Annotated in this window: 24 protein-coding genes; 13 read left to right on the top strand and 11 right to left on the bottom strand. The window is 62.8% G+C overall.

Translation table 11 applies throughout. The features are described 5' to 3' along the window. Positions 1–170 precede the first annotated feature (170 nt). The 6 genes from ABMA32_RS04305 to ABMA32_RS04330 all read left to right on the top strand — a co-directional run bounded on the left by ABMA32_RS04305 (position 171) and on the right by ABMA32_RS04330 (position 5,069). Positions 171–1,598, top strand: coding sequence for a DUF1254 domain-containing protein (locus ABMA32_RS04305; RefSeq protein WP_349012486.1), 1,428 nt, complete (start codon positions 171–173; stop codon positions 1,596–1,598). A 120-nt stretch (positions 1,599–1,718) separates the two neighbouring features. After that, entirely contained in the window at positions 1,719–2,492 is a 774-nt protein-coding gene (locus ABMA32_RS04310; protein WP_349013321.1) for a transporter, read from the top strand. Between the two features lie 23 nt (positions 2,493–2,515). Next, on the top strand, positions 2,516–3,187 hold the full coding sequence (locus tag ABMA32_RS04315; RefSeq protein ID WP_349012487.1) for a hypothetical protein: 672 nt from the start codon (positions 2,516–2,518) through the stop codon (positions 3,185–3,187). Between the two features lie 40 nt (positions 3,188–3,227). After that, positions 3,228–4,013 (top strand): hypothetical protein, encoded by a 786-nt coding sequence (locus ABMA32_RS04320; RefSeq protein WP_349012488.1) that lies wholly within the window; start codon positions 3,228–3,230, stop codon positions 4,011–4,013. Between the two features lie 41 nt (positions 4,014–4,054). Then, positions 4,055–4,480, top strand: a complete 426-nt coding sequence (locus ABMA32_RS04325) for a hypothetical protein (RefSeq protein ID WP_425475465.1) — start codon at positions 4,055–4,057, stop codon at positions 4,478–4,480. Between the two features lie 22 nt (positions 4,481–4,502). After that, positions 4,503–5,069: an OmpA family protein gene (locus ABMA32_RS04330; protein ID WP_349012490.1), complete on the top strand. Its 567-nt coding sequence runs from the start codon at positions 4,503–4,505 to the stop codon at positions 5,067–5,069. A 5-nt stretch (positions 5,070–5,074) separates the two neighbouring features. On the opposite strand, the gene ABMA32_RS04335 is transcribed toward ABMA32_RS04330, so the two are convergent. From ABMA32_RS04335 to ABMA32_RS04365, 7 genes are all read right to left on the bottom strand, one after another. Next, positions 5,075–7,240, bottom strand: a complete 2,166-nt coding sequence (locus ABMA32_RS04335) for an oxidoreductase (protein ID WP_349012491.1) — start codon at positions 7,238–7,240, stop codon at positions 5,075–5,077. Between the two features lie 4 nt (positions 7,241–7,244). Beyond that, positions 7,245–8,054, bottom strand: coding sequence for an SDR family NAD(P)-dependent oxidoreductase (locus ABMA32_RS04340; protein ID WP_349012492.1), 810 nt, complete (start codon positions 8,052–8,054; stop codon positions 7,245–7,247). 4 nt (positions 8,055–8,058) lie between these two features. Then, positions 8,059–8,835: an ABC transporter permease gene (locus tag ABMA32_RS04345; RefSeq protein WP_349012493.1), complete on the bottom strand. Its 777-nt coding sequence runs from the start codon at positions 8,833–8,835 to the stop codon at positions 8,059–8,061. After that, positions 8,832–9,665, bottom strand: coding sequence for an ABC transporter permease (locus ABMA32_RS04350; protein WP_349012494.1), 834 nt, complete (start codon positions 9,663–9,665; stop codon positions 8,832–8,834). Before ABMA32_RS04350 ends, ABMA32_RS04345 begins: the two co-directional genes overlap by 4 nt. Before the next feature lie 57 nt (positions 9,666–9,722). Then, positions 9,723–10,838 (bottom strand): ABC transporter substrate-binding protein, encoded by a 1,116-nt coding sequence (locus ABMA32_RS04355; RefSeq protein ID WP_349012495.1) that lies wholly within the window; start codon positions 10,836–10,838, stop codon positions 9,723–9,725. A 61-nt stretch (positions 10,839–10,899) separates the two neighbouring features. After that, the gene (locus ABMA32_RS04360) at positions 10,900–11,985 is read right to left on the bottom strand and encodes an ABC transporter ATP-binding protein (protein ID WP_349012496.1); all 1,086 of its coding nucleotides are present in this window, start codon (positions 11,983–11,985) and stop codon (positions 10,900–10,902) included. A 20-nt stretch (positions 11,986–12,005) separates the two neighbouring features. Then, on the bottom strand, positions 12,006–13,160 hold the full coding sequence (locus tag ABMA32_RS04365) for a mandelate racemase/muconate lactonizing enzyme family protein (RefSeq protein ID WP_349012497.1): 1,155 nt from the start codon (positions 13,158–13,160) through the stop codon (positions 12,006–12,008). 103 nt (positions 13,161–13,263) lie between these two features. On the opposite strand from ABMA32_RS04365, the gene ABMA32_RS04370 reads away from it, so the two are divergent. From ABMA32_RS04370 to ABMA32_RS04385, 4 genes are all read left to right on the top strand, one after another. Continuing rightward, complete coding sequence (locus ABMA32_RS04370; RefSeq protein WP_349012498.1) at positions 13,264–14,049, top strand: FadR/GntR family transcriptional regulator; 786 nt, start codon at positions 13,264–13,266, stop codon at positions 14,047–14,049. Then, positions 14,046–14,969, top strand: a complete 924-nt coding sequence (locus ABMA32_RS04375; RefSeq protein ID WP_349012499.1) for an SMP-30/gluconolactonase/LRE family protein — start codon at positions 14,046–14,048, stop codon at positions 14,967–14,969. Before ABMA32_RS04370 ends, ABMA32_RS04375 begins: the two co-directional genes overlap by 4 nt. A gap of 79 nt (positions 14,970–15,048) precedes the next feature. Continuing rightward, entirely contained in the window at positions 15,049–15,969 is a 921-nt protein-coding gene (locus ABMA32_RS04380) for an ROK family protein (protein ID WP_349012500.1), read from the top strand. A 23-nt stretch (positions 15,970–15,992) separates the two neighbouring features. Then, the gene (locus tag ABMA32_RS04385) at positions 15,993–16,880 is read left to right on the top strand and encodes a cupin domain-containing protein (RefSeq protein ID WP_349012501.1); all 888 of its coding nucleotides are present in this window, start codon (positions 15,993–15,995) and stop codon (positions 16,878–16,880) included. A gap of 8 nt (positions 16,881–16,888) precedes the next feature. Here ABMA32_RS04385 and ABMA32_RS04390 read toward each other — a convergent pair whose 3' ends face one another. Continuing rightward, entirely contained in the window at positions 16,889–17,890 is a 1,002-nt protein-coding gene (locus ABMA32_RS04390) for a L,D-transpeptidase family protein (protein WP_349012502.1), read from the bottom strand. 217 nt (positions 17,891–18,107) lie between these two features. Here ABMA32_RS04390 and ABMA32_RS04395 point away from each other — a divergent pair, with 217 nt between their 5' ends. The 3 genes from ABMA32_RS04395 to ABMA32_RS04405 are packed head-to-tail and all read left to right on the top strand — an operon-like array spanning position 18,108 to position 20,577. Next, positions 18,108–18,638, top strand: a complete 531-nt coding sequence (locus ABMA32_RS04395) for a 2,4'-dihydroxyacetophenone dioxygenase family protein (RefSeq protein WP_349012503.1) — start codon at positions 18,108–18,110, stop codon at positions 18,636–18,638. Between the two features lie 23 nt (positions 18,639–18,661). Next, on the top strand, positions 18,662–19,441 hold the full coding sequence (locus ABMA32_RS04400; RefSeq protein WP_349012504.1) for an SDR family oxidoreductase: 780 nt from the start codon (positions 18,662–18,664) through the stop codon (positions 19,439–19,441). Between the two features lie 11 nt (positions 19,442–19,452). Then, the gene (locus tag ABMA32_RS04405) at positions 19,453–20,577 is read left to right on the top strand and encodes an iron-containing alcohol dehydrogenase (RefSeq protein ID WP_349012505.1); all 1,125 of its coding nucleotides are present in this window, start codon (positions 19,453–19,455) and stop codon (positions 20,575–20,577) included. 18 nt (positions 20,578–20,595) lie between these two features. On the opposite strand, the gene ABMA32_RS04410 is transcribed toward ABMA32_RS04405, so the two are convergent. The 3 genes from ABMA32_RS04410 to ABMA32_RS04420 are packed head-to-tail and all read right to left on the bottom strand — an operon-like array spanning position 20,596 to position 24,240. Next, complete coding sequence (locus ABMA32_RS04410) at positions 20,596–21,420, bottom strand: sulfite exporter TauE/SafE family protein (protein ID WP_349012506.1); 825 nt, start codon at positions 21,418–21,420, stop codon at positions 20,596–20,598. A gap of 56 nt (positions 21,421–21,476) precedes the next feature. Then, positions 21,477–23,099: an ABC transporter ATP-binding protein gene (locus ABMA32_RS04415; RefSeq protein ID WP_425475466.1), complete on the bottom strand. Its 1,623-nt coding sequence runs from the start codon at positions 23,097–23,099 to the stop codon at positions 21,477–21,479. A 1-nt stretch (position 23,100) separates the two neighbouring features. Beyond that, on the bottom strand, positions 23,101–24,240 hold the full coding sequence (locus ABMA32_RS04420) for an ABC transporter permease (protein WP_349012508.1): 1,140 nt from the start codon (positions 24,238–24,240) through the stop codon (positions 23,101–23,103). Positions 24,241–24,248 lie beyond the last annotated feature (8 nt).

Raw genomic sequence — 24,248 nt, forward strand, 5'->3', positions numbered from 1 at the left:
CGACCTCGGCCAATAACCGCATTTTACGTGGTTCTCATACACGTAATTTACGTCCCAATCTTGATCTAAGGCAAATAATCTTCGCGCCGATCGTGAAGATTGAAGATGTCATGCCGCCAATGGCAATTCCGATCGACGTCCAACGAAGCTTATTGATTAGGGAGACGAAGGTGAACCTTACCCGTCGAGACGCACTCGGGGCTATCATGCTCCTGACAACGACAAGCTTGCCCTCCATTGCCCGTGCGCTGGACGGCCCCATGGACCTGGCTGGCATTGGCGAAGATTTCTCTATTGCCTCAGATGCTTATGTCTACGGATATCCGCTCGTCACCATGGAGATGACGCGTCGCGTTATTTCCAATGTGGCCAAGCCTGAGGGCACCAGGGCCCCCATGGGCACCCTGATCAAGCTGCGCGAATATCCGGATGCCACTTTCCGCGATGTCACCGCGCCAAACGCGGATACCCTTTACACGACAGCTTTCTTCGATGTCGGCGAAGAGCCGTGGGTTCTCGACGTTCCGGACATGAAGGACCGGTACTTCCTGCTTCCCATGCTCGACGGATGGACCAACGTCTTTGCTGTTCCCGGAAAGCGGACGACAGGAACGGGCGCCCAAACATATGTCATCACCGGCCCCGGCTGGTCTGGTTCCATTCCGGAGGGGATGAAGGAGATCAAGGCGCCGACCTCTCTCGTCTGGCTGCTGGGGCGCATCTACTGCACCGGCACCAAGGAGGACTACGCCGAAGTTCATGCGTTGCAGGACGCTTTCAAGCTGCAGCCGCTCAGCACCTGGGGCCAGGCTTACGAACCCCCGGCAGGCACGGTCGACCCATCGATCGACATGAAAAAGCCGGTGCGCGACCAGGTGAACGACCTGTCCACGGACGATTACTTTGCGATGCTTGCCGACCTGATGAAGCGCAATCCGCCGGCGGCTGCGGACGCGCCGGCTCTGGCTCGCTTCGAAAAGATCGGGCTGGTCGCGGGTAAGGACTTTGATCCCCAGTACTTGAAGCACGACTGGGCCAAGCGCCTTCCGCAACTCTCCTACGACCTGATCATGTTGCATTTCCTGTCGCGCGACGGTGAATTCACGCGCATCAATGGCTGGACCTACACGACAAAAGCTGGAGAGTATGGGACTAACTACATCCAGCGCGCCCTGATCACGGCGATCGGGCTCGGGGCCAATCGTCCCGAGGATGCCGTATACCCGACGTCGCTGAAGCCCTCGCTGGTCGAGAGCTATGACGGCGCGCACAAATACACGATGCGCTTCGAAAAGGGACAACTCCCGCCGGTAGAGGGTTTCTGGTCGCTGACGATGTACGACGAACAGATGTTCTTCATCGCCAACCCGATCAACCGCTACTCGATGAGCGTCCGCACAAACCCGACCTATGAGCCGGATGGTTCGCTCATCATCTACATCCAGAACGAGAGCCCCGGGGCCGACAAGGAAGCAAACTGGCTTCCCGCTCCGAAGGGCAAGTTCCATCTGATGTTGCGTCTCTATTATCCGAGTCCAAAGGATCCCTCGATCCTCGACGGATCCTGGACGATTCCATTGGTGTCGAAAGTCGGCTGATCCGTTTGTCGGTTGGACGGGAGGCTTGGTTCCTCCCGTCCGCCCTCGGCAGTGATTGCTTAGGCAAGGGGGGATATGTGCATGGCAAGGGTTCTCACGGCTGTGTCCGCATCGGTCACGATGCTGGCGGCAATTTCCGTCTCGCCGGCACTCGCCGACGACGATGCCGAGGAACTGGCCAAGAAATTGTCCAATCCCATCGCTTCGCTCATCAGCGTGCCCTTCCAGTTCAATTATGACAGCGGCTACGGAACTGACGACGGCCACAAGGCCTATGTGAATATCCAGCCGGTTATCCCGATTTCACTGACTGACGAATGGAACGTCATCTCGCGCACAATCCTGCCCGTTGCTTGGCAAAGCGATATCGCAGGACCGTCCGGCGACCAGTCCGGACTTGGTGACACGACGCAAAGCCTTTTCTTCTCGCCGAAGGAGCCAGGCCCGGGCGGCCTCATATGGGGCTTCGGGCCCGCAATGCTGCTGCCGACTGCCACGGATTCCATGCTCGGCGGCGGAAAATGGGGTGCGGGTCCAACGGGCGTCGTCCTGAAGCAGAGCCATGGCTGGACGGCCGGCGTATTGGCCAACCACATCTGGTCTTTTGCCGGCGACGACGACCGCAACAACATAAGCTCGACCTATATGCAGCCGTTCCTCTCCTACACGACGGCGAAGGCGTGGACGTTCACGCTAAATACCGAGAGCACCTACAACTGGGAGACTGAGGAATGGTCTGTCCCCGTAAACGTCACGGTCTCGAAGCTCGTCAAACTGGACAAGATGCCCGTCAGTCTGACGGCGGGTGTGCGCTACTGGGCCGAAAGCCCGGAAAGCGGCCCGGACGGATGGGGCTTCAGGACCGCTGTCACCTTCCTCTTTCCGAAGAAATAAACACGACGCCAAAGGACCGGATCATGACAAATAAGCTTCTCTACGCCGCACTGACCTGTGCGGCCCTCGCATTCTCCACGCATTCGAGCAGCGCCCAGGACGCCATCTCAGCGCCGGCCGCCAAGCAGATCGGTGTCGCCAAGACCGAGATGGTGCCGTCCCTCATCGTGCTCAACTCGGATGGCGCCAAGCTTGTCGACGGACAGCTTGTGCTTTCCGGCGTTTCCACGAATTCGATCGTGTTCGCGGATCGTCCGGTCAGGTCCGCCGGCCACGTGCTGACGGCGCATCTGCTGGAAGAATGGGCCGACGGTTCCGACAGCTTCGCCAAAGATCCGCCGAACGCGACGGTTTCCGTCTTCAGCAAGGATGGTTCCTCGGTGGTCGACGCGGTCGTAACGCTGAAGTCGCCGAAGCTTGAGGGTAACACCCTGGCCTTCGCCGTCGACGTGCTGGAAGGCGACCTTGGCGCCGCAGACGGCCCGGCTTCGGTGTTCATCGACATCATCGGCATGCCGCGCACGCCGCTCTCGTTTGCGGGCGCTGCACGCCGAACCGCCTATCGTGGAGCCTGGTACGCGGGGGCAGCGACCGGAGCGGCCGTCGCCGGTGCGGCAATCGGCGCTGCTGCGGCTGCACCCTACTACTATGGCCGCCCGATGTGCGGTTATTATCCGTATCCGCCCTGCTACTGAGACCGATCGCGCGGGGATTATTTGAATGAGGGAGCTTTCCATGAAGAACCTGGCCAAGGTGTGCCTGATCTCGGCGGCACTTTCATCAACCCCGGCTCTTGCGGCCGACATCGTGTCCGCCGCCGCGCCGGAGCCGGTGCCGGTAACGGAAAGCGGCTGGAGTTACGCAATCACTCCGTACTTCTGGGCGGCCGGACTGTCGGGCGATACGTCGCAGTTCGGTCTGCCCGTCGTAGAGATGGACGCCAGCTTCAGCGACATATTCGACAATCTTGACTTCGCAGCCATGGCGATCGGCGAGGCGCGCAACGGGCCTTACAGCCTGTTTGGCGATATCATCTACACCAAACTCTCCGCCGAGAACCCGACGCCTCGGGGCGAACTCGCGACAACGGTGGAGGTGGAGACTTCCACATTCGCCGGATTGGCCGGCGTAGGCTACTCCGTTCTGGAGGGCGCAAGCGGACGCCTTGATGTCGTCGGCGGCATCAGGGTCTGGTCGGTCGACACAGACATTACCCTCAATGGCGGCGTCTGGAATGGTGAAACGCGCAGCGACGGCGCCACCTGGGTCGACGGCCTGGTCGGCGTGCGCGGCAATTTCGCTTTCACACCGCGCTTCTACGCAATGGGCTGGGGCCTTGTGGGTGCCGGTGGCGCGGACATTGATTGGGATGTCGCAGCAGGCGTCGGCTACAACATCAACGACACGTTCTCGGCGACCCTCGGGTACCGCGCACTCGGGGTCGACTACAGCAACGATGACGGCTTCCTGTTCGATGCGGTCCAGCAAGGGCCGATTGCCGGACTGACAATCCGCTTCTGACGTCAAGAATTCACTGTTCTGTACTTCGAGGGGAAGGCAACATGTCGAAAAGACCTCGTATTTTGGGGGCCCTAACGCTCCTGCTTTTTGTCGCCGGACAAACAATGGCTTCAGCGCAAACGATCAGCTACGCCGATGCGATGACGGTGCTGGCGAGGGGCTGCGGCCCCGATGTGAAGAAATTCTGCAAAGGCCTCAATCTCGGCAACAACGAGATCAGGAATTGTCTCGAAGGCAACCAGGCGGAAGTGTCGCCCCAGTGCACGGCGACGCTCGCTTCTGTGACCGCCTCGATCGAGCGCAGGCTGGCCGCGCAGGCGTCGGTATTCAAGGTTTGCGCGGGCAACGTCAAACAGCACTGCAAGGGCGTGGTCGGAGAAGTGCACATCTTGCAGTGCCTCATCAAGACCGAGCGGATCGACAGCGAGAAATGCAACCAGGCGATCACCGACGCCGGGTGGCGCTGAGCGTCGAGAGGGGATCAAGATCATGTTTTCTCGTTTTCTCGTGACATTGGTGCTGGCCTCAGGCCTAAGCGCCGGAATGGCCGCAGCACAGGAGATCACCGACCGGCAGCTTGTCGGAAGTCTCGACCAGTTGGCGGCCGAGGCTCCCGCGGTCGATGTCGGCCTGCTGGTGGACGAAGTGAACGCCAATGTCGGCAAGGGGGTGGGTCAGTTGCCGAACTGGAGTCTGCTGGCGCAACTTCCGCAATTCGCGGTCGACATCGAGTTCGAGAACAATTCGGTGGCAATCGTCCCGGAGTCCTACAGGACGCTGGGCGTGATCGCGGACGCGCTCCACAACCCTATGCTGCGGCACTACAAGTTCCTGATCGTGGGGCATACCAACGCGACAGGCAAACCCGACCACAATCTGGATCTTAGCCTGAAGCGCGCGAATGCGATCATGGTGGCGCTGGCGACGACCTTTTCCGTTCCGAGCAGCCATCTGGCAGCGATCGGTGTCGGACAGGAGCTTCCGCTCAACGCCACAAATCCGAAGGACGCCGCAAACCGCCGCGTCCAGCTGATCAATCTGGGTGTCGCGAAGTAGGCGATCTACAGTGCGGGCAACGCGCCCCAGACGGGCTGTTCCCGTTTGAAGGGAAGGGCGTGGTGCGGGTCGCCTGAGTCGATCTCGCGGCCAATGCGATGGCCGTCGAACACCACGTCCGCGATGTAGCGCGGCGCGAGGCAGTCGCCGGCTCGGTATACGTCTTTCAGCCCGACTGCGTCCCATTCTCCGGCGCGGGAGCGAAGCGCGCGATAGAGGTCGTTGTTTGACCGGCGGCCGGTACACAGCACCACGCTATCGCAATTCAGCATGGAGACGCTCGTGCCGGGCTTGCGGGGAGCCTCGCCGGCCGCGGGCGTGGTCGTTCGACGTGAACCATCGCGATAGACGTCGAAGAGCCGTATCTGGATGTCGTCGCCAGCCTTCACGCCTTCGACCCAATGGCCGGTGATGGAGGCGATGTTTTTCTCGCGCAGCATCCGGCGCAGATTGGCCGCCTCAAGGGTGAAGTCCGTATAGGGTGCGACCCTGTCAAAAGACGTGACGATAGTCACGTCGTGGCCGGCATCGGCTAGCCGCTCTGCAAGGCTGACGGCCATGAAGTAGCCATCCGAGTCCAAAACCGCCACGCGCTTGCCGAGTTCCTTGCCGGCAAAGACCTGCTCTGGCGTGGCGAAGGTGGCCAAGGCGGCATCAACGCCGGGGATCGCCGCGTGTCCCATGCTTCCGGACCCATCGCCAACCCATGACGCGCCGGTGGCAAGGACGATCCTGTCCGCGCCGTAGGACAGGAGGTCCTCTGCCTCGGCCATACCGGTGCCGATCATCATTTCGACATTGGGCATCTGCCGGAGCTGGATTTCACGCGCTGAAACCACCCGCATCCATTCGCTAAGGCCGGGCAGGCCGGCGACGTTGCGCAAATGACCGCCGAGCTGCGTCGTCGCCTCGATGAGATGGGTGCGGTAGCCACGCTTGCCCAGTACGCGCGCTGCCTCCAGACCCGCAGGCCCGCCGCCGACCACCAGCACGAGTTCGTCCTGTGCGCGCGAGGCGAAGCGTTCGGGATGCCACCCGCGACGATACTCTTCCAGGGCTGTCGGGTTCTGGGTGCAGACGATGGGAACGCCGTATTCGAAGCGCGCGATGCACTGGTTGCAGCCGATGCATTCGGTGATGTCGTCGGTGCGCCCTTCGTCAATCTTCCGGGGGAGCCAGGGGTCAGCGATCGAGGGCCGCGCACAGCCGACGATGTCATACTGGCCGGACCGGACGACGCGCAGCATCTCGTCGGGGTCGGTGAACCGTCCGACGCCGACGACCGGAACCTTGGCGATGCTCTTGACGTCGCGCGTCCAGGGAGCCTGGTGATTGGACTTCTGGAATCGGGACGGGGCCGCGTCCTCGCCCCATTCGTGCAGAGAGGAGATGTTCACGTCCCAGAGATCTACCAGACCCAGCCGGGTGATGTATTCGACGAAGCGCAGGCCGTCCTCGCCGGTCTCGACACCCTCGGGGCCAGACAGCTGGTCGATGGAAAACCGGTTGGCCACCGCGCATTGGCCGTCGACCACGTTGCGAATCGCGTGGAGGACTTCGACCCAGAAGCGCGCCCGGTTCTCGAAAGATCCTCCCCAGCGATCCGTGCGGCGATTGTGGAATGGCGAGAGCATCTGGACGGGAAGGGCACCATGCGTGCCGTGCACGTAGACGATGTCGAAGCCGGCCTGAACGGCTCGCTTCGCTGCCTCCCTGTAGAGGTCGATGAGGCGCAAGAAGTCGCCGTCTTCGGCTTCATAAGTATGTGCGGCCGGCACCCAGGGCGTGGCGAACTGGTGGGCGGTTGCCGACACCGCGCGGCTGGACAGCGCATTGGACAAGCCGCCTGCGTGACAAAGCTCCACGCCCGCCAGCGCGCCCCATTTGTGGACGCTGTCGGTCATGTGCCGGTGATTGATGATGTCGGCTTCGTCGTAAAGCGTCGAGACGTCTGCGACAGGCTGGTCCGTCTCGGGATGGATCATGCAGGATTCGGTACACAACGCCGCCCAACCGCCTTCGGCCTTCACCTCGCGATGCATCGCATTCGCGCCCGGTTTTCCCGAGCCGGCGCCCGTGCATTGCGGCACCTGGAAGAAGCGGTTGCGCAACGTCTTCGGGCCGATCGTTATAGGCTCGAAAAGCGGATCGTATCGGGGATCCCGGGCCATGCGGTCAAGCCTCGCGCTTGAAGACCGAGGCGGGATCGACGGTGGTCTTGAAGGCCGTGTAGCCGCTGTCGACGACATGGATGCCGCCGGTCATCGAGCGCGCTTCGTCGGAGGCCAGGAAGACGGCAAAGGCCGCGACCTCCTCGGGATCCATGATACCCATGAGATGCAGCGCCTCGATCGACGCGCGCTCCCGCTCGTCATCGAGAAAGACGCTCTGGTGCGGCGTCTTCACGAAGCCGGGGCAGATCGCGTTGACACGCACGCCTTCCGGTGAAAGGCCGGCAGCCATGGAGCGGGTCATGGCTACGACCCCACCCTTCGCCGCCGTGTAGGCGTCGAGGCCGGCCTGGCCGATCAAAGCATCCACTGTTGCAGTCAGGATGATCGAGCCGGATTTCTGTTCCAGCATCCGGCGCGCCACGTATTTTGCGGTGAGGTACGTTCCGGTCAGCACGAGGCCAATGATTGCGTCCCAGGTCTCCTCGGGCAGTTCGGTTATGCGGCGGTCATGCTTGTTGACCAGCGGGACCGACACGGCATTGTGGAACAGGATGTCGATGCGCCCGCAGCGTTCGACCACCTCATCGACCATGGTCTGAACCGAGGCGGTGTCGCGCACGTCGAGGCGGATGCCGATCGCTTTGCCGCCGGAACTCTCGATCTCCCTGGCGAGCGCGTTCGCCCGTTCCGTGTCGATGTCCGCCACAACGACGCTGGCGCCTTCGCCGGCCATCAGGATCGAACCGGCGCGGCCTATGCCAGACGCGCCTCCGGTGAGGATGGCGACCTTGCCTTTCAGACGGTCGGCCATTCTCTCAGCCCCGGTAGCGCGTGAGCTGCAGCGCGATGATGGTCGAGCCGATCGTCAGCAGCAGGATGAGCGTTCCGATGGCGTTGACCGCCGGCGTCAGGCCGGTGCGGATCATGCCCCAGACGAGTGTCGGCAGCGTGTTTCCGGTGCCGATTGTGAAGAAGGTGATGATGAAGTCGTCGATGGAGAGCGCGGCGGCGATCAGCGCGGCGCCGATAACCACAGGCTGGATGATCGGCAGCGTCACGGTGAAGAACGCCTGCATGGGCGTTGCGCCGAGGTCGCGAGCGCTCTCCACCACGCGCGGATCGAAACTGATCATGCGCGCATGGACGATCAGGATGACGAACGGCTGGGCGAAGAGGACGTGGCTGAGGATGACCGTCGTCAACCCGAGTTTCAGGTCGATCGAGACGTAGAAGGACAAGAGCGCGACGCCGAGGACAAGTGGCGGCAGCATGACCGGCAGCGTGAGCAGGCCCATGATGATCGACGCGCGCCGCTTGGGCATCGCGGCCAGACCCATCGCCGCGAGCGTGCCAACGACCGCCGAGACGACCGCCACGCAGACGCCGATGATGAGGCTGTTGGTGAGGGCGGGCCAGAATTGCCGGGTCGCCACCATCTCCTGCCACCAGCGCAACGACAGACCTTCGATCGGAAAGTTGGTCAGGCTGCGTGACGTGAACGAGAAGATCACCAGCAGCACGATCGGCGACAGCAGGAAGACGATGAAGGCGAAGGCGATGATGCCCCAGAGGATTTTGGAGCGGGTGTTCATGGGCGGCTCCCGATGGCGACGAGAAACCGGAAGAGATAGATGATCACAACGGCCGCAAGCAGCATGACCAGCGACATCGCAGCGCCGAGCGGCCAGTTGAACTGCGCGCCGAACTGCGGCGCAATCAGGTTGCCGATCATCGTGATCTTGCCGCCAACGAGCAGCGGCGTGACATAATCGCCGCCGACCATCAGGAAGACGAAGCTGAAGCCCGCGACGATGCCGCTCTGGCACCTCGGCACGATGACTGTGGACAGGATAGGCCAGCGTCCGGCTCCGAGATCGCGTGCGGCCTCGACTTCAGCGTCGGAAATGCCGCGCATCGATGCGTAGATCGGGAGTACTGCGAAGGGCAGGCTGAAATGCATGAGAGTGATGATCACCGCCTGCGGGCTGTAGAGCAGCGAGGTAATCGGCGACGAGATGACGCCCATAGCCATAAGCGCGCTGTTGAGGACGCCTTCATTGCCGAGAATCGTCTTCCACGCGTAGATCTTCATCAGGTAGCCGCCGAACAGCGTGATCAGCACGATGAACAGCAGGGCCTGCGCCCATTGGCCGGCGCGGAAACGGGCAAGGAAGGAAAACACGAAGCCGAGGAAGGTGGTGAGCAGCGCGGTCGCGGTGGCGACGGCGACGGTGAAACCCATCACGCGCCAGTAGTTGACGAACACGTCACGGTAGTTGGCGAGCGTCGGCTCGGTGCTGAGTTCGAAATACTCGACCTGCCAGAAACTAAGTACGACGAAGAACGTCATCGGCGCGATGAAAAGCACCACGAAGATCAGCGCCGACGGCGCGACGAGCCAGTAGTTGGATCTGCTTTCCATCAGTCCCGAACCTGCCGAGGAGGAGGGAACTCCGGCTGGTGCCGGAGTCCCGCTTTTTCAGGCGGCCTTGAAGCGTTCGTAGGCCTTCAGCCAGTCGCTGAAGGTCGTGAGATCGCCCTCGGGCTCAACCGGCGGGAAGCCGAAGAAGCTGGCCTTCTTGCCGTAGTCCTCGATCTCGCCATACGGATAGAGCGACTTGATGTCCTCCGGCAGGGCCGCGACCGCTTCCGAGTTGACGATCGCCTGCAGCGCGACCTCGGCGAGGCGCTTCTGGCCCTCGACGCTGATGACGCGATTGCAGAGTTCGTAGGCTGCGTCGAGGTTGGGCGCGTCCTTGGCGATGCAGTAGTTGTCGAGCCAGGCATGCGTGCGCTCGGAGGGGTAGGTGTACTTCACCACCTTGCCCTTGTCGGCGCAGAACTTGACCATCGTCTCCCAGCCGTTGAAGGTGATCGCGACGTCGCCGCGCGCGATCGCGTCGGAGAGATCGCCCCAGCTTGCTGCGACGACGCGCGACTGCTTCTTCAGCTCGATCAGGAAGTCGATCGTCTGCTCGAGCTGCGCTGCGGTGAGCTTGGTCGGGGTCTGCGTTCCCGTGGCGACTAGTGCGCCGATCATCATGTTGCCGAGCGGATCGTCCATCATGCCGACCTTGCCGGTGAATTCCGGCTTCAGCAGGTCCTTCCACGAGGTCGGCGGCGTTGGGATGACAGCGGGGTCGTAGACCATTGGTCCACCGCCCCAGGTGAAGGGCACGCCGTAGAGCTTGCCGTCGACCACGATGTTGGGGTCGTTGCGGAAGATCGGCATCACGTCCTTGAGGTTCGGCACCCGCGACTCGTCGATCGGCTGGATCAGGTCGAGCTTCACCAGCAACGGGATGTAGCCCATGTAGGGCGTGACGATGTCGATCTGCCCGATGCCGCCGCCACGCAGCTTGGCGACGATCTCGTCGTTGTTGCCGATGTAGGTGGTGTTGAGCGTGATGCCCTTTTCCTTGAGAAAACCGTCGAAGGCGACAGGGTCATCATAGCCCTGCCAGCCAAGGAAGGTGACAGCGGACTCGGCGCGCGCCATCGACGGAATACCAACTGTTCCGGCCAACGCCGTGGCTGCGAGCCCCTGCGTGAAATGCCGCCTCGTCAAGGCGAATTCAGAAATCTTTCTTCCCATTTCTTTTCTCCTGTTCTGGTTTTAGTTCCCGTTCCTAACTTCCCCTACGACCTCCCGCCGGTCACGCGCTGACGACGCGTTGTTGCTGGAGCGACCAGCCGAGCCTTGCGTTTTCACCCACCGCCGGCCGCGGCGTCACGGCCACGTCGAGGTGAACGACCACGTCCTGCTTGTCCGAAACGGCGACCACACATTTGATGTGGTCGCCGAGATAGACGACCTCGGTGAGACTGCCTGAAACCTCGACGTCCGCTTTTTCATCAGATCGCAGCAGGCGCACTGCCTTCGGCCTGACGACCGTGGTCACCGGGCCGTCTTGCCCTGCATCCGCAAAGGCGGGGCCGGCTTCCAGTTTCACCTGGCCGGCCTTGCGGTCGCCGGGCAGCAGGTTAGCCTCGCCGATGAACGTCGCAACGAAACGCGTGGCGGGGGCCGTATAGATGGTCTCGGCGTCGCCTTCCTGCTCGATGCGGCCGGCGTTCATGACCGCGATGCGGTTGGCAAGCGACAGCGCCTCGCCCTGGTCGTGCGTGACGAAGACGAAGGTGCCGCCGAATTCCTGATGGAGACGTCGCAACTCGTCCTGCATGGCGTGGCGAAGCTTCAGGTCCAGCGCGGCCAGCGGCTCGTCGAGCAACAGCACCTTCGGCCGCAGGATCAGCGCGCGCGCCAGCGCAACGCGTTGCTGTTGGCCGCCGGAGAGGGCGGTTACAGACCGGTCGGCGAATTCGGTGAGGCGCGATTGCCTGAGCGCCTCGGCGACACGATCTGCGATCTCGGATTTCGGCTTCTTCTGCAGGCGCAGACCGTAGCCGACATTCTGCCGGACGGTCATGTGCGGAAACAGGCCATAGCCCTGGAAGACGGTGTTTGTCGGCCGCTGCTCCGGGCCGATGCGCGTGACATCGCGACCGTCGATCTCGACTGTTCCGCTGGTCGGTGCGACGAAGCCGCCGATCATGCGCAGGAGCGTTGTCTTGCCGCATCCGGAGGGGCCGAGAATGGCGACGAAGTCATGCGCGAAGATGTCGAGGTCCAGTGGCTGCACGGCGACCGCGTCGCCATAGCGTTTCGAAATTCCGCGAAGCTTCAGCAATGCCAACGAGCCGGTCACGGGGGGCTGCATCTCTGTCCGGCTCTGCGTCATTTCTCTTGGTACCAAAACACTCAATTAGGCAGGAACTGGCCGTCCTTGCGATAGGCTTCGACGTAACGGGCAAGCTTATCTTCGTCGACTTCGACGCCCAGCCCAGCCCCTTCGATCAGCCCCCATTCTGGACCGTCGGCGATGGGCAGTCTATCGACAAGAATGTCGTCCGCCATCATTGCCGCTGTCTGCTGGACGCCCTCCTCGACATTGGGCAGGGCCAGCATCATGTGATGTCCGGCCGCCGCGGCAAGGCCGAACTCGCCGTGCGTATGCTTGAGCACACGCTGGCCGTGCAACGCGGCGAGGTTGGACAGCGTATGGAAACGCCTGAGCGTGCCGACCCAGTAACTGCTGAAACATAGGATGTCGGCGGCGTGGCTCTCGATCATGGACACGACGTCCGATTGCCGGCTCAACCCCTCGTTGGCGCAGAGCGCAACCGGAACGCGCGGCCTGAGATCGAGCATCAGCGCATGCGGCACGGCGCGAACCGGGGCCTCCGCGAAGTCGATGTCGAACCGGTCGTGCCAGCGCGTCAGCAAGCGCGCCGCCTCGGGCACGGACCAGGCTTCATTCGCGTCGATCCTGATTCGGGCTGACGGTCCGATCGTGTCGCGGATGGCCGCCAGCATGTCCTCTTCGGCCGCCGCGTTCACGCCGACCTTGAGATAGAAGCAGTCATATCCCCTGGAGACCGCCTCGCCGCACTGCGTGGCGAGGTCTTCGGGCGCTCCCTGCGACAGGTAGTAGAAATAGTTAGCGCTCTGTCGCTGCGCGCCGCCGAACAGCCGGAAAAGCGGCTGATTCGACGCCTTGCCGCACAGATCCCACAGCGCCATGTCGATACCGGCGAAGGCGAAGTTGCCGGTCATCGGACGGTAGTCCCACAGGCCTGCGCCGAAAACGTCGCCTGCGATCGCCTCGGTGTCCCATGCGTTCCGACCGAGGACAAAGCGTGACATCGAGCGGAGCGCCGCTTCGATGGACGCCGTGTCCGCACCGCTGCAGGATTCGCCCCAGCCAACGAGACCGTTTTCGGTTGTCAGCTTCACGATCACGTCCGTAACGCCGCCTCGGTTGACGCGGCTGCTGCGCTCGACGTGGCTGTAGGCGATACTTGCCGGGTAGACGTCGAACCCTACGACCTTCAACCCGTCGGACGAACTGTTCACGGACCCGTTTACCCTTGCCCCGGAAACGTATTTCAAGGTAATGATACAAACATAGGATGATTGGTCAATAGCCGGGAACGTCTTGCCCAGATCGACAGCTTTGATGGATCGAGCCCCGGAGACGAGGGAGCAGGCCGGCCCTTCGGTCGTCGGCGTGGTGCCTCGCCGGAGCCTCCACGACGAGGTCGTGGCGACGCTCGGGCGCAGCATCGTCAGCGGCGGTTTTTCCGAGGGTGCAAACCTTCCGAACGAGGCCGACCTCGCCTCCGACCTCGGTGTCAGCCGCAACGTCCTGCGCGAGGCCGTCAAGGTGCTCATCGCCAAGGGCATGCTGGATGTCCGCCCCAAGACCGGCACGACAGTCCGCGCCAAGGAAAACTGGCATATGCTGGACCCGGAGGTGCTGGCGTGGGAAGCAGCCGGCGACCTGCATCTGCCCTATGCCTTCAACTTCACCGAATTCCGGCTCATCGTCGAGCCCAAGGCGTCGTTCCTGGCGGCAAGGCGCGCGACCGACGCCGAAATCCAGACCATCCGAGACAACTGCGATGCGCTCGAAGCCTGTGTCGGGCATCTCGAACGCATGCCGGATGCCGATATCGCCTTCCACCAGAGCATCCATCGTGCATCGCATAATGCATTGCTGCAGCATCTCGGCGTTTTGACCGCGTCGATCATGCGGGTGCAGGTCAAATACACTGGAAGCAAGCCCGGCGATTTCGAGCGCGGGCTGCCGCTGCACCGCGAACTGACCGAAGCGATCACCGCGCGAAATCCCTTCCTGGCGGAGCGGGTGTCGAAGGCCCTGTGCGAAATGCCCTATCTCGATCTGGCCGGCCGGGTGGATATTGATCAATTGCGGTTGCTGACGGGCGGGGAAGACGCATGAATTCAACTTTTCCGATAGACGACCGGCCCGTGGTTTGTCTGGTCGACAGCCGCGACAAGATTGGCGAGGGCGCTTTCTGGTGCCCGAAGGAAGGGGCGGTCTACTGGCTCGACGTGCCGATGCCATCGCGCATCCATCGCTACACTCCCGCGACAGGCGCCCATGCCACATGGCCGATGAGCGAGATGGTGAGCGCGATGGCGAAGCGGCCGGACGGCACGCTGCTCGTCGCATCCGAGAACGGCATCAATGTTTTCGATCCGGCCACGGGCAAGCTGCGCCGCATGTTCGAGCTCGAGCCGCATCTGCCCGGTAACCGCAGCAATGATGGCGCGCCCGATGCGCGGGGCCGCTTCTGGATCGGAACGATGCAGAACAATCTCGGCCCGAACGGCGAGGGGATCGCCATCAAGGGTCCGGTCGGGAACCTGTGGCGCGTCGAGCCCGGCAAACCGCCGGTGGCTGTCATGGGCGATCTCAGCATCACCAACGGCGTGGCCTGGAGCCCGGACTCGACGAAGCTCTACGTCGTGGACTCGATGCTGGACCGCATCTACGTCTGCGATTTCGATCTCGACACAGGCGAGGTCGGTCCGCGTCGCGTGCTCAACAATCTTGCAGGTCTCGGCACACCGGACGGCAATGCCGTCGATGCCGAAGGCTTCCTGTGGAGCGCGCGCTGGGACGGCCATTGCGTCGCGCGGATATCCCCAGCCGGCAAGGTTGACCGCATCGTCCCCATACCGGCGTCGCTGGTAACTTCCTGTGCCTTCGGGGGACCGGAACTGGATACGCTCTACGTGACGACGGCGCGCCTCGGGATCGATGATGAAACTGCCGGCAGATATCCGCAGCAAGGCGGCCTGTTTGCTTTCCAACCGGGAGTGCGTGGACTAAGACGGCCGGAATACGCCGCATGACGCAAAGTCATGCGGCGCCCGGAAAGCACCTTTCGTCGACAAGGTAGTGAGATTGCAGACCAGTAGCGCAGTGTCCCCGATGGGCAGCCAATATGCCATCGGCGTCGATGTCGGGGGCACCAAGACCAAGGCATGCCTCGTTGGCATGGAAAGCGGCGAGGTGCTGATCGAACGCACGCGGTCTACTCCCTGCGAGCAAGGTGGAACCGCGGTCCTCGATCTGGTGGTGGCGATGGCCACCGAAATCCAGAGGGAAGCCGGCGAAATCATCCGCGGCGAAGTTTGCCCCGTCGGCGTCTGCCTGCCTGAACTGGTCTCGAATGAAGGCGAGGTCGGTTCGGGATGGAATTTCGAATGGCGAGGGCTGGATTATCGCAAGCCGCTCGCCGCTTTCGGAAAGCCTTATATCGAGAGCGACGTACGCGCGGCAGCCTTCGCCGAAGGCTGGATCGGCGCAGGCCGGAACGCCGACATATTCGTCTATGTGACGTTGTCGACGGGCATGTCGCACACGCTCGTCGTCAACGGAAAGCCGTATGGCGGCGCGCGGGGTTTTGCGATCCATTTCGCTGGCGCCGAACTCGTGGCCTGGGCGGGTGAAAACAAGGATATCGAGGTGCGCCAGCACATCGAGGTCTTCGCCAGCGGCAAAGGCATGGGCGAGCGCTATGGCAAGCTGATCGGTGATCCGACCGCTACGGCGCGCGACCTGTTCGAGGCCGCGAAATCCGATGCGGATGCGCGGCTGCTGGTTGACAATTCGCTGCTCTCGATCGCCTCCTATCTCGGCCAGTTGATCAACATTCTCGATCCGTCGATGATGGTCATCGGCGGGGGGATCGGCGGCAATCCGGAGGTCAATACGAGGCTGGGAGAGCTGGTGCGTCCGTTCATCTTCGCGGATACGGCGCGCGACCTGCCGATCGTGCCGGCGGCACTGGGCGACAATGCCTCGGCGATCGGGGTCGCCGCGCTGGCGTCCCACGCCGCCGTTTCATAACAAGGAAGTGTCTGGAGACGATCATGGGATATAAGCCATCGCCTCGCCCGGTTTTCGACAAGCCGACGCATATTCCCTACGCCGCCGTCACGCGGCATCTATGGGGCGAAGAGGATGCAGGCCTCGTCGATGACTGGATCTATGCGTCGACAGACAAGATCCACCAGCTTGTCTTCGGCCTGCAGCCGGGCGGCTTCTTCAAGCACACCGACGCCTTTCGCACGATCTTTGGCGCCGACGAGGTGTTGTACGTGCTGACCGGCACCTTCGGCCTTGCCAACCCGCAGACAGGCGAGATGCAGGTGGCCAAGGCGGGCGAGGCGCTCTTCTTTCGCAAGGACACCTGGCACCACGGTTTCAATCTCGGCGACGAGCCTGTCCGCGTGCTGGAATACTTTTCCCCGCCGCCGTCGCAGGGAACATCAGGCCCCTATGCGCGCACGAAGGAACTGATTTCGGAAAACCGGTATCTCCAGGACAAATGGATCGGGCGGTTTCCGATGGAGGACGCTGCCGAGCGCGCCGGGCGCACCATCCACCCGATGGGCGACACGGACCTTCTGTGGAGCCTCGATCGCGAGACGCAGGGAGCCTACACCGGCTTCTATTGCGCCACCGAGCACCTGACGGTCGGCCGTACCTCGATCCTGACGGGCAAGCGGACTGGCATGGAGACGCACGCAGGGGATGAGAGCATCTACGTCCTCTCGGGGTCGCTCAACATCCATGTCCCTGACGCCGAGGGACAGGTCTGGTTCGAGCTTAACGCGCGCGATGGCTTCTACATCCCGGCCGGCTACCGCCACCAGTATTACAACATGGGGCAGGGCAAGGCAGAGTTTGTCTTCGGCGTGGCCCCGGGAGAGCAGGGAGGATTTGGAACCGCGCCTGTTCGCCAGATGCCTGAATAGGGCAGCGCCTAGTTTGCGCTCACGGCCGAATGAGGGTCTGCAAGCGCCGCGTCGGGCCGGCTGACCGGAACCTTCGTCTTCGAGGTCTTGCGCGCCAGCTTGTCGGGGCCACCGCTTTCGAGCATTTTGCGGAAGACCGGGTGCATGCCGCCGTCGGAATATGCGTAGGCGCTGGCGGAAACACCGCGTTCCACAAGCGCCTGCACCTTGCGTTCGTCCGCTTGCTGCTTCGACGCGATGAGCGGGTCGGTTGTCAACTCGGTGGCCGGGCAAGCGGCCATCGGGTCCGTAGGAAAGCTCTGGAGCGGCTTCGACTGGAATGCGTAGCCGCCGCCGCAATAGCCGACCTGCGGCGGTTGGCGGGTGACCTCGAACAGGTCGTAGCCCACCTTGATGTTCTGCCAGAAGGCATAGTTCGGGTCGTTGCGGTTCTTCGCCATGTTCTGCGGCGTCATCCGGAACGGGAACGCCTGAACCTGGAACGAGCGCTGCCCGCCTTTCAATGCGTCGCGGACCACGGCGTATATTTCTGCGACGCCATCGTCGGTCAGCGCATAGCAACCCGAGGACGAGCACGCTCCGTGAACCATCAGCGCCTCGCCGGAGTAACCGAGCGCTTCCTCCAGCCTGTTGGGGTACCCGAGGTCGAAAGACAGATAGTATTTCGACTTCGGATTGAGCATGTTTGCGCTGACCGTGTAGAAGCCTTCCGGCGCCTGGCGGTCGCCGTTGCGCTTCTTCGGCCCGAGTTTTCCCGACCAGCGGCACATCGGATAGGTCTTGAGCAGCGCATATTTCCCGTTGCGGTCGCGCTTCCAGATTTCCAGTTCGCTTTCCTGCTTGAAGATGCGCACCACAATCGGGTCTGACGGCTTCATCGAACGACGCTTCATGTCGGCGACCAGAGACGCTGGGATCGGCTGCGACGCCTTCGTGTCAACGTCGAGCACGGTGGATACGCATCCCGACAGGGCCATAGCCACGAAAATGAGGATCAGTCGGGACAGCATACCATTCTCTGCGATGCGAAGGGTCCGAGGCGGCGTACGCGTGGACTTCGTCCTGAATCTGACGCCGGTTGGTTAACGCAACGTTTCTCCCTTATCCCGGCGATGTGGCGTGGATGGGGCGAATGATGCGATGTGGAACAGCGCAGGGCTCCTTCGACGATTGCCCGGACAGGCCAATATGCTTAGACCTTGTCCGGAACGTCGTGGGAGAAGCAGGATGTCGGGTCAAAAGCCGGCTGCGGATGAGAAGTGGCTGCCCTATCGTAAGCCGCAGCCTGCGGATTCTCCGCCGGAACTGGTGATACCGGACGCGATACCGCTCGATGACCGCGTCTGGGTGCCGGTCGACGAGAACGTCTGGTTCCGCCCGCTCCTGATGTGCGCGTCGCGCGGCTACTGGACAAACCTGCTGAAGGTGCGCAAGTCCGGCGTCCTGTCGCGCCACCGGCACCCGCAGCCGGTCCATGGATTCGTGCTCAAGGGCGAGTGGCGATATCTCGAACATGACTGGGTGGCCCGGGAAGGCGGCTATGTCTACGAGGCGCCGGGCGAGACCCATACCCTGGTCGTGGACGAGCATGTCGAGGAGATGATCACGCTGTTCCAGGTCAACGGCGCGATGATCTATGTCGATCCGGACGGGAACACGGTCGGCTATGACGACGTCTTCACCCGCATCGAAAAATGCCGAGCTCATTACGCCAAGAACGGGTTGGGCGCGGACTATATCGATCAGTTCATTCGCTAAGGCGAAAAGGTCAGGACAGGCATATGGATCTCGGAATCAAAGGCAGGACCGCCATCGTTTGCGGAGGCTCGAAGGGGCTGGGTCGCGGTTCGGCCGAAAAACTTGCCGAGGCGGGCGTTGACATCGTCCTCAACGCACGTTCGGCAGGGCCGCTGGAACAGACCGCCAGCGAGATTGCCGGCCGGTATGGCGTCAAGGTGACGCCCTTGGCGGCCGACGTCACGACTCCGGAGGGCAGGGCGAAACTGCTCGAGGCCGCGCCCGCGCCCGATATCCTCGTCAACAATGCGGGCGGGCCTCCTCCCGGCATGTGGAACGAATGGGGCGAGGACGAGTGGCAGGCCGCGATCCGCGCCAACATGCTCTCGCCGATCCATCTGATCACCGCAGTCCTGCCCGGGATGATCGAGCGTAAATGGGGGCGGATCGTCAACATCACGTCCGGCTCGGTGAAGTCGCCGATCCCGCAACTCGGACTTTCGGGCGCGGCGCGCAGCGGGCTGACCGGCTTCGTCGCCGGCACGTCGCGGCAGGTCGCCCGCTACGGCGTCACCATCAACAATCTGCTGCCCGGCTCGCACGAGACCGCGCGCATCGAATCGCTGATGAACACCACGGCGAAAGCCAAGGGGATAAGCGTTGATCAGGCACGGGAGGCGGCCTACGCCGCCAACCCTACCGGTCGTTTCGGTACGATCGAGGAGTTCGGCGCGGCCTGCGCTTTCCTGTGCAGCGCCTACGCCGGCTACATCGTCGGGCAGAACATCCTGCTCGACGGCGGCGCCATCAATACAACGCTTTAAGGCTGCCTGACATGGACGTGATCAACTACCTGACGACGATCAACTTCGGCGCAGGCGCGCTCGCCTCGCTTCGCGATGTTCTTCGCGACCTCAACATCGCGCGCCCATTGGTGGTCAGCGACCGTGGCATCGCCTCGACCGGATTGCTGGACAGGCTGAAGGAGCTTCTGCCGCCTGACGCCGCCATCTTCCTCGACGTGCCCACGAACCCGACCGAAAGCGCATTGCGGGAAGCGCTGGCGGCCTATCGGCAAGGCGGCTGCAATGGCGTCGTGGCCTTTGGCGGCGGTTCTCCGATCGACCTCGCGAAAGGCGTCGCCTTGCTCGCAACCCATCCGGGCGAACTTGAGCAGTATGCGGCGATCCTCGGCGGCGTGGCGCGCATAACGCCGGCCGTCGCGCCGCTGGTCGCCATTCCGACGACGGCGGGCACGGGTTCGGAAGTCGGCCGTGCCGCGCTGATCACCCTGGACGATGACCGCAAGCTCGGCTTCATCAGTCCGCATCTGATCCCGAAGCGCGCCATCTGCGATCCGGAGATGACGCTTGGCCTGCCGCCGAGCCTCACTGCTGCGACGGGGCTGGACGCCTTGTCGCACTGCATCGAGACGTTCCTGTCTCCGCGCTACAATCCGCCCGCCGAGGCCATCGCGATCGACGGTTTCGCGCGCATATGGAAGGCTCTGCCGAAGGCCTTCGCGGATGGTTCCGACATCGCGCACCGGAGCGAGATGATGATGGGCGCGCTGCAAGGTGGCCTGACCTTCCAGAAAGGTCTGGGCGCCGTCCATGCCCTCAGCCACGCTCTTGGAGGGTTGAAATCGCTAAAGCTACACCATGGCATGCTGAACGCGATCCTGATGCCGCCGGTATTGCGGTGGAATGCGGAGGTCGCGCAGGAGAAGATCGCCCGGCTCGAACGTGCGATCGACCTGCCAAAGTCGGTCAAGCTTGCCGATGCGCTTGACGACCTCAACCACAGGGTTGGCATGCCCGCAAAGCTGTCGGGGCTTGGCGTTACGCGCGATGTCTTCGACTGGACATGCGAACGCGCCCTTGCCGACCACAGCCACCAGACCAATCCGCGAAACCTGACGGCCGCCGACTACAGGGCGATTCTGGAAAGCGTGATGTAGGGAGCCTTGTGGCTCGCCTCAGGCGAAGAATCCCCACAGCATCTTGATTGCCGTGATGACCAGGAAAAAGCCGAAACCGTAGGCGAGATACTGGCGCGGGATCGTGTGTGCGACGCGGGCTCCGTAAGGCGCGGTCAGGATCGAGAGCGGGATGATCGCGGCGACCGCGATGAGGTTCACGTAGCCAATGGAACCGGGCGGAAGGTCGGGCACGCCCCAGCCAGCGATCATGAAGCCGATCGTGCCCGGCACGGCAATGATGAAGCCGATCGCGGAGGCGGTTCCTACTGCGCGGCGGATATCCCAGCCAAAGGCTGTGAGGATGGCGACGCCGAGCGTGCCTCCGCCCACGCCCATCATCGCAGAGACCGTTCCGACGACAAAGCCGAGCGCGCCCTTGACGATCATGTTTGGAAAACCGTCGGCGAGCTTCTGGCTCTTCGAGCGGAGGAACATGTTGGCGGCGATCAGAAGTGCTACCGTTGCAAACACCAGCTTGAGCACCCGCGCGTCGACGATGCCGGCGAGATAGGTGCCCAACACCACGCCGATGAAGATCATCGGCCCCCAGCTTTTCAGGAGATCGAAATCGACTGCGTCATGCGCCTTGTGCGAACGGGCCGAAGCCCACGACGTCGCGACAATGGTGGCGAGCGACGAGGCGACCGCGACCTTCATGCGCAATGAAGGGTCGACATCGAGCGTGGCAAGTATCGTATCCAGCACCGGCACGATGACGATGCCACCGCCGACGCCCAGGAGGCCGGCGACGAAGCCGGCCAGAAGGCCAGCCACGATCATGGCGATGGCCCACGGAAGATAGTGGAGAACGAGGTCGATCAAAGTGCGCTACCCGGCGGTGACGGCTGAAAGTTCCATGCGCTGTTCGACGCTGGCGATCAAGACGCTTGTGCTGCTCGAAACGAGCTATCGTCCAGCGCGGCTGCCATGAGCACCTTTGTGTAGGGATCGCGGGGGCTGTCGAAGATGACGTTCGTCGGTCCTTCCTCAACGATGCGCCCAGCTTTCATCACGATGATATAGTCGGCCATCGCGCGAACGACCGCGAGGTCGTGGCTTATGAACAGGTAGGACAGGCCATGCTCGCTTTGCAGGTCGCGGAGCAGGTCGACGATCTGCTTCTGCACCGATCGGTCTAGTGCTGAGGTCGGTTCGTCGAGCACCACCACACTCGGCCTCAGGATCATGGCGCGGGCGATGGCGATGCGCTGTCGCTGGCCGCCTGAGAATTCGTGCGGATACCGGTTGCGCATGGCGGGATCGAGCCCGACCTCCCGCAGCGCCTCACTCGCTCTCCGGTCGCGTTCGCGCGCGGGCAGCTCCGGCGCATGGACCGTCAGGCCCTCGGTGACGATCTGGCCGACCGTCATGCGCGGCGAAAGCGATCCAAAGGGGTCCTGGAACACAAGCTGGAGCCGCTTGCGCAAGGGCCGCATCGTCTGCTTGTCGGCATGGCTGATGTCGATGTCCTCGAAGCGCACGGTCCCAGTGCCGGGCAGGAGCCGCAGCAACGCCCGCCCCAGTGTCGATTTTCCGGAGCCCGATTCGCCGACGATGCCGATGGTCTGGCCCCGCCGCAGTTTTACGGAAGCGTCGGCGACGGCGCGCAGTTCGAACGAGGACCCTGAAAGCCAGCCGCCACCGAGATGGAACGATACGCCGACATTCCTTCCCTCAAGCAGAATAGGCGCATCCTGCTGCGGCAGCGATGTACGGCCTGAAGGCCCGGCTTCAAGCAGCATCTTCGTGTAGGGATGGTTAGGCGACGAAAAGAGCGTCTTCGTGGGAGCCTGCTCGACGACCTTGCCCGCCTGCATGACATAGACGCGATCGGCGAAGCGCCGCACGATGCCGAGGTCGTGCGTGATGAAGACGATCGCCATGCCAAGCTTCTTCTGGAGGTCTGCGATCAGCGCAAGAATCTGCGCCTGGATCGTCACGTCGAGTGCGGTCGTCGGTTCGTCCGCGATCAGGATGTCGGGCTCGTTGGCGAGCGCCATCGCGATCATGACGCGCTGGCGCTGCCCGCCTGAAAGCTCGTGCGGATAGGAGCGGATGCGCGTCTCCGGATCCGGGATGCCGACCAGACGCAGCAGTTCGATCGCTCGCCCCCGCGCTGCCCGGGCCGACAGCCCCCGATGGTGGATCATGGGTTCGGCGATCTGGCGACCGATCCGATATAGCGGATCGAGGGATGTCATCGGCTCCTGGAAGATCATCGTGACCTTGCCGCCGCGTATCCGGTTGAGGGCGCGTTCCGGCAGGCCGATCAGCTCCTGGCCACGATATTTCGCAGAGCCTCTGACCCGTCCATTGGAAGCGAGCAGGCCCATGATCGCCATCATCGTCTGGCTTTTGCCGGACCCGGACTCGCCGACGATCGCGACCGTCTCGTTGGCGTTCACGTCGAGGTCGATTCCGCGCACCGCATGCACTGGTCCGTCGTTGGTTTCGAAATCGACGTTCAGGTTGCGAACTTCGAGAAGGCGGCTCTTCTCCATCTCAGCGATCCTTGGGGTCGAGGGCATCGCGCAACCCGTCGCCAAGGAAATTCAGCGCGAACAGCATCGTCGTCAGCGTGATCGCCGGATAGATCAGAAGCCAGGCGGCGCCGCGCATGTTGGCAGCGCCTTCCGCGATGAGCAGGCCGAGACTGGTCAGCGGTTCCTGCACGCCGAGGCCGAGGAACGAGAGAAGACTTTCCAGCAGGATCGCCTTTGGCACCAGAAGAGTCACGAAAACGACGACCGGTCCGAGCGTGTTCGGGATGATGTGGCGACGCAGGATACCGACATCGGAGACGCCGAGCGCCTCTGCCGCCTGCACATATTCCTGCCTCTTGATGGTCAAAGCCTGTCCGCGCACGATGCGCGCCATATCGAGCCATTCCGTACACCCTATCGCGATGAAGATGAGCACGAAGCTGCGGCCGAAAAACACGACCAGCAGGATGACGAAGAAGATGAAGGGCAGCGAGTAGAGGATATCCACCACCCGCATCATCACATTGTCCGTCCGTCCGCCGAGATAGCCCGCGACGGCTCCATATGACACGCCGAGCAGCAGTGACATCGCCGAGGCAAGCACGCCGATGGCAAGGGATATCCGGATACCGATCAGGATGCGCGCAAGCAGGTCGCGGCCATTGGCATCCGTGCCAAACAGGAACCGGACCCTGTGGACGTCCGCGACCATCACTGCGCGGGTAGCTCCCTCCTTAAGCTCGCCACCATCTTCGCCCTCCAGACGGGCATTCGAAAACATGTCCGAGCGATCGACATAGCGGACGATGCGCAGATCGAGCGGTTCCGTCGAGCTGACCGGCGCACGGACGACGTTACCTGAAACCTCGACGTCGCCGATCTCGACACGGGCCCGCTCCAGTGCGCTCTTGAATGATGGCGCTATTGTATCCGCCTTCGGATATGCCTCGAGGCTGGCGGGTGTGCGGACATAATGGGGATAGATGCGGTCGTAGGGATGCGGTGTCAGGTAGGGGCCGACGATGCCGGCGAAGGCGAGGAGGAAAAGCACGATTGCGCTGGCAACGGCCGCCCGGTTACGCTTCAGCCGCAGCCACGCATCCTGCCCTAACGAGCGGCCTGCAACGGGGCGTTCAGCGGAGATGGCGGCGTCGCTCATCGGCGGGC

Source organism: Mesorhizobium quangtriensis, assembly GCF_040081925.1.
Lineage (GTDB): Bacteria > Pseudomonadota > Alphaproteobacteria > Rhizobiales > Rhizobiaceae > Mesorhizobium_K > Mesorhizobium_K quangtriensis.

Bases quoted from the DNA above. Each gene is read 5' to 3' on its own strand.
- ABMA32_RS04340 (WP_349012492.1), bottom strand. From the start codon at position 8,054: ATGGCCGACCGTCTGAAAGGCAAGGTCGCCATCCTCACCGGAGGCGCG.
- ABMA32_RS04395 (WP_349012503.1), top strand. From the start codon at position 18,108: ATGTCGGGTCAAAAGCCGGCTGCGGATGAGAAGTGGCTGCCCTATCGT.
- ABMA32_RS04415 (WP_425475466.1), bottom strand. From the start codon at position 23,099: ATGGAGAAGAGCCGCCTTCTCGAAGTTCGCAACCTGAACGTCGATTTC.
- ABMA32_RS04380 (WP_349012500.1), top strand. From the start codon at position 15,049: ATGGGCAGCCAATATGCCATCGGCGTCGATGTCGGGGGCACCAAGACC.
- ABMA32_RS04355 (WP_349012495.1), bottom strand. From the start codon at position 10,838: ATGGGAAGAAAGATTTCTGAATTCGCCTTGACGAGGCGGCATTTCACG.
- ABMA32_RS04370 (WP_349012498.1), top strand. From the start codon at position 13,264: ATGGATCGAGCCCCGGAGACGAGGGAGCAGGCCGGCCCTTCGGTCGTC.
- ABMA32_RS04420 (WP_349012508.1), bottom strand. From the start codon at position 24,240: ATGAGCGACGCCGCCATCTCCGCTGAACGCCCCGTTGCAGGCCGCTCG.
- ABMA32_RS04350 (WP_349012494.1), bottom strand. From the start codon at position 9,665: ATGGAAAGCAGATCCAACTACTGGCTCGTCGCGCCGTCGGCGCTGATC.
- ABMA32_RS04375 (WP_349012499.1), top strand. From the start codon at position 14,046: ATGAATTCAACTTTTCCGATAGACGACCGGCCCGTGGTTTGTCTGGTC.
- ABMA32_RS04345 (WP_349012493.1), bottom strand. From the start codon at position 8,835: ATGAACACCCGCTCCAAAATCCTCTGGGGCATCATCGCCTTCGCCTTC.
- ABMA32_RS04335 (WP_349012491.1), bottom strand. From the start codon at position 7,240: ATGGCCCGGGATCCCCGATACGATCCGCTTTTCGAGCCTATAACGATC.
- ABMA32_RS04325 (WP_425475465.1), top strand. From the start codon at position 4,055: ATGTCGAAAAGACCTCGTATTTTGGGGGCCCTAACGCTCCTGCTTTTT.
- ABMA32_RS04330 (WP_349012490.1), top strand. From the start codon at position 4,503: ATGTTTTCTCGTTTTCTCGTGACATTGGTGCTGGCCTCAGGCCTAAGC.
- ABMA32_RS04385 (WP_349012501.1), top strand. From the start codon at position 15,993: ATGGGATATAAGCCATCGCCTCGCCCGGTTTTCGACAAGCCGACGCAT.
- ABMA32_RS04360 (WP_349012496.1), bottom strand. From the start codon at position 11,985: ATGACGCAGAGCCGGACAGAGATGCAGCCCCCCGTGACCGGCTCGTTG.
- ABMA32_RS04320 (WP_349012488.1), top strand. From the start codon at position 3,228: ATGAAGAACCTGGCCAAGGTGTGCCTGATCTCGGCGGCACTTTCATCA.
- ABMA32_RS04315 (WP_349012487.1), top strand. From the start codon at position 2,516: ATGACAAATAAGCTTCTCTACGCCGCACTGACCTGTGCGGCCCTCGCA.
- ABMA32_RS04400 (WP_349012504.1), top strand. From the start codon at position 18,662: ATGGATCTCGGAATCAAAGGCAGGACCGCCATCGTTTGCGGAGGCTCG.
- ABMA32_RS04310 (WP_349013321.1), top strand. From the start codon at position 1,719: ATGCTGGCGGCAATTTCCGTCTCGCCGGCACTCGCCGACGACGATGCC.
- ABMA32_RS04390 (WP_349012502.1), bottom strand. From the start codon at position 17,890: ATGCTGTCCCGACTGATCCTCATTTTCGTGGCTATGGCCCTGTCGGGA.
- ABMA32_RS04405 (WP_349012505.1), top strand. From the start codon at position 19,453: ATGGACGTGATCAACTACCTGACGACGATCAACTTCGGCGCAGGCGCG.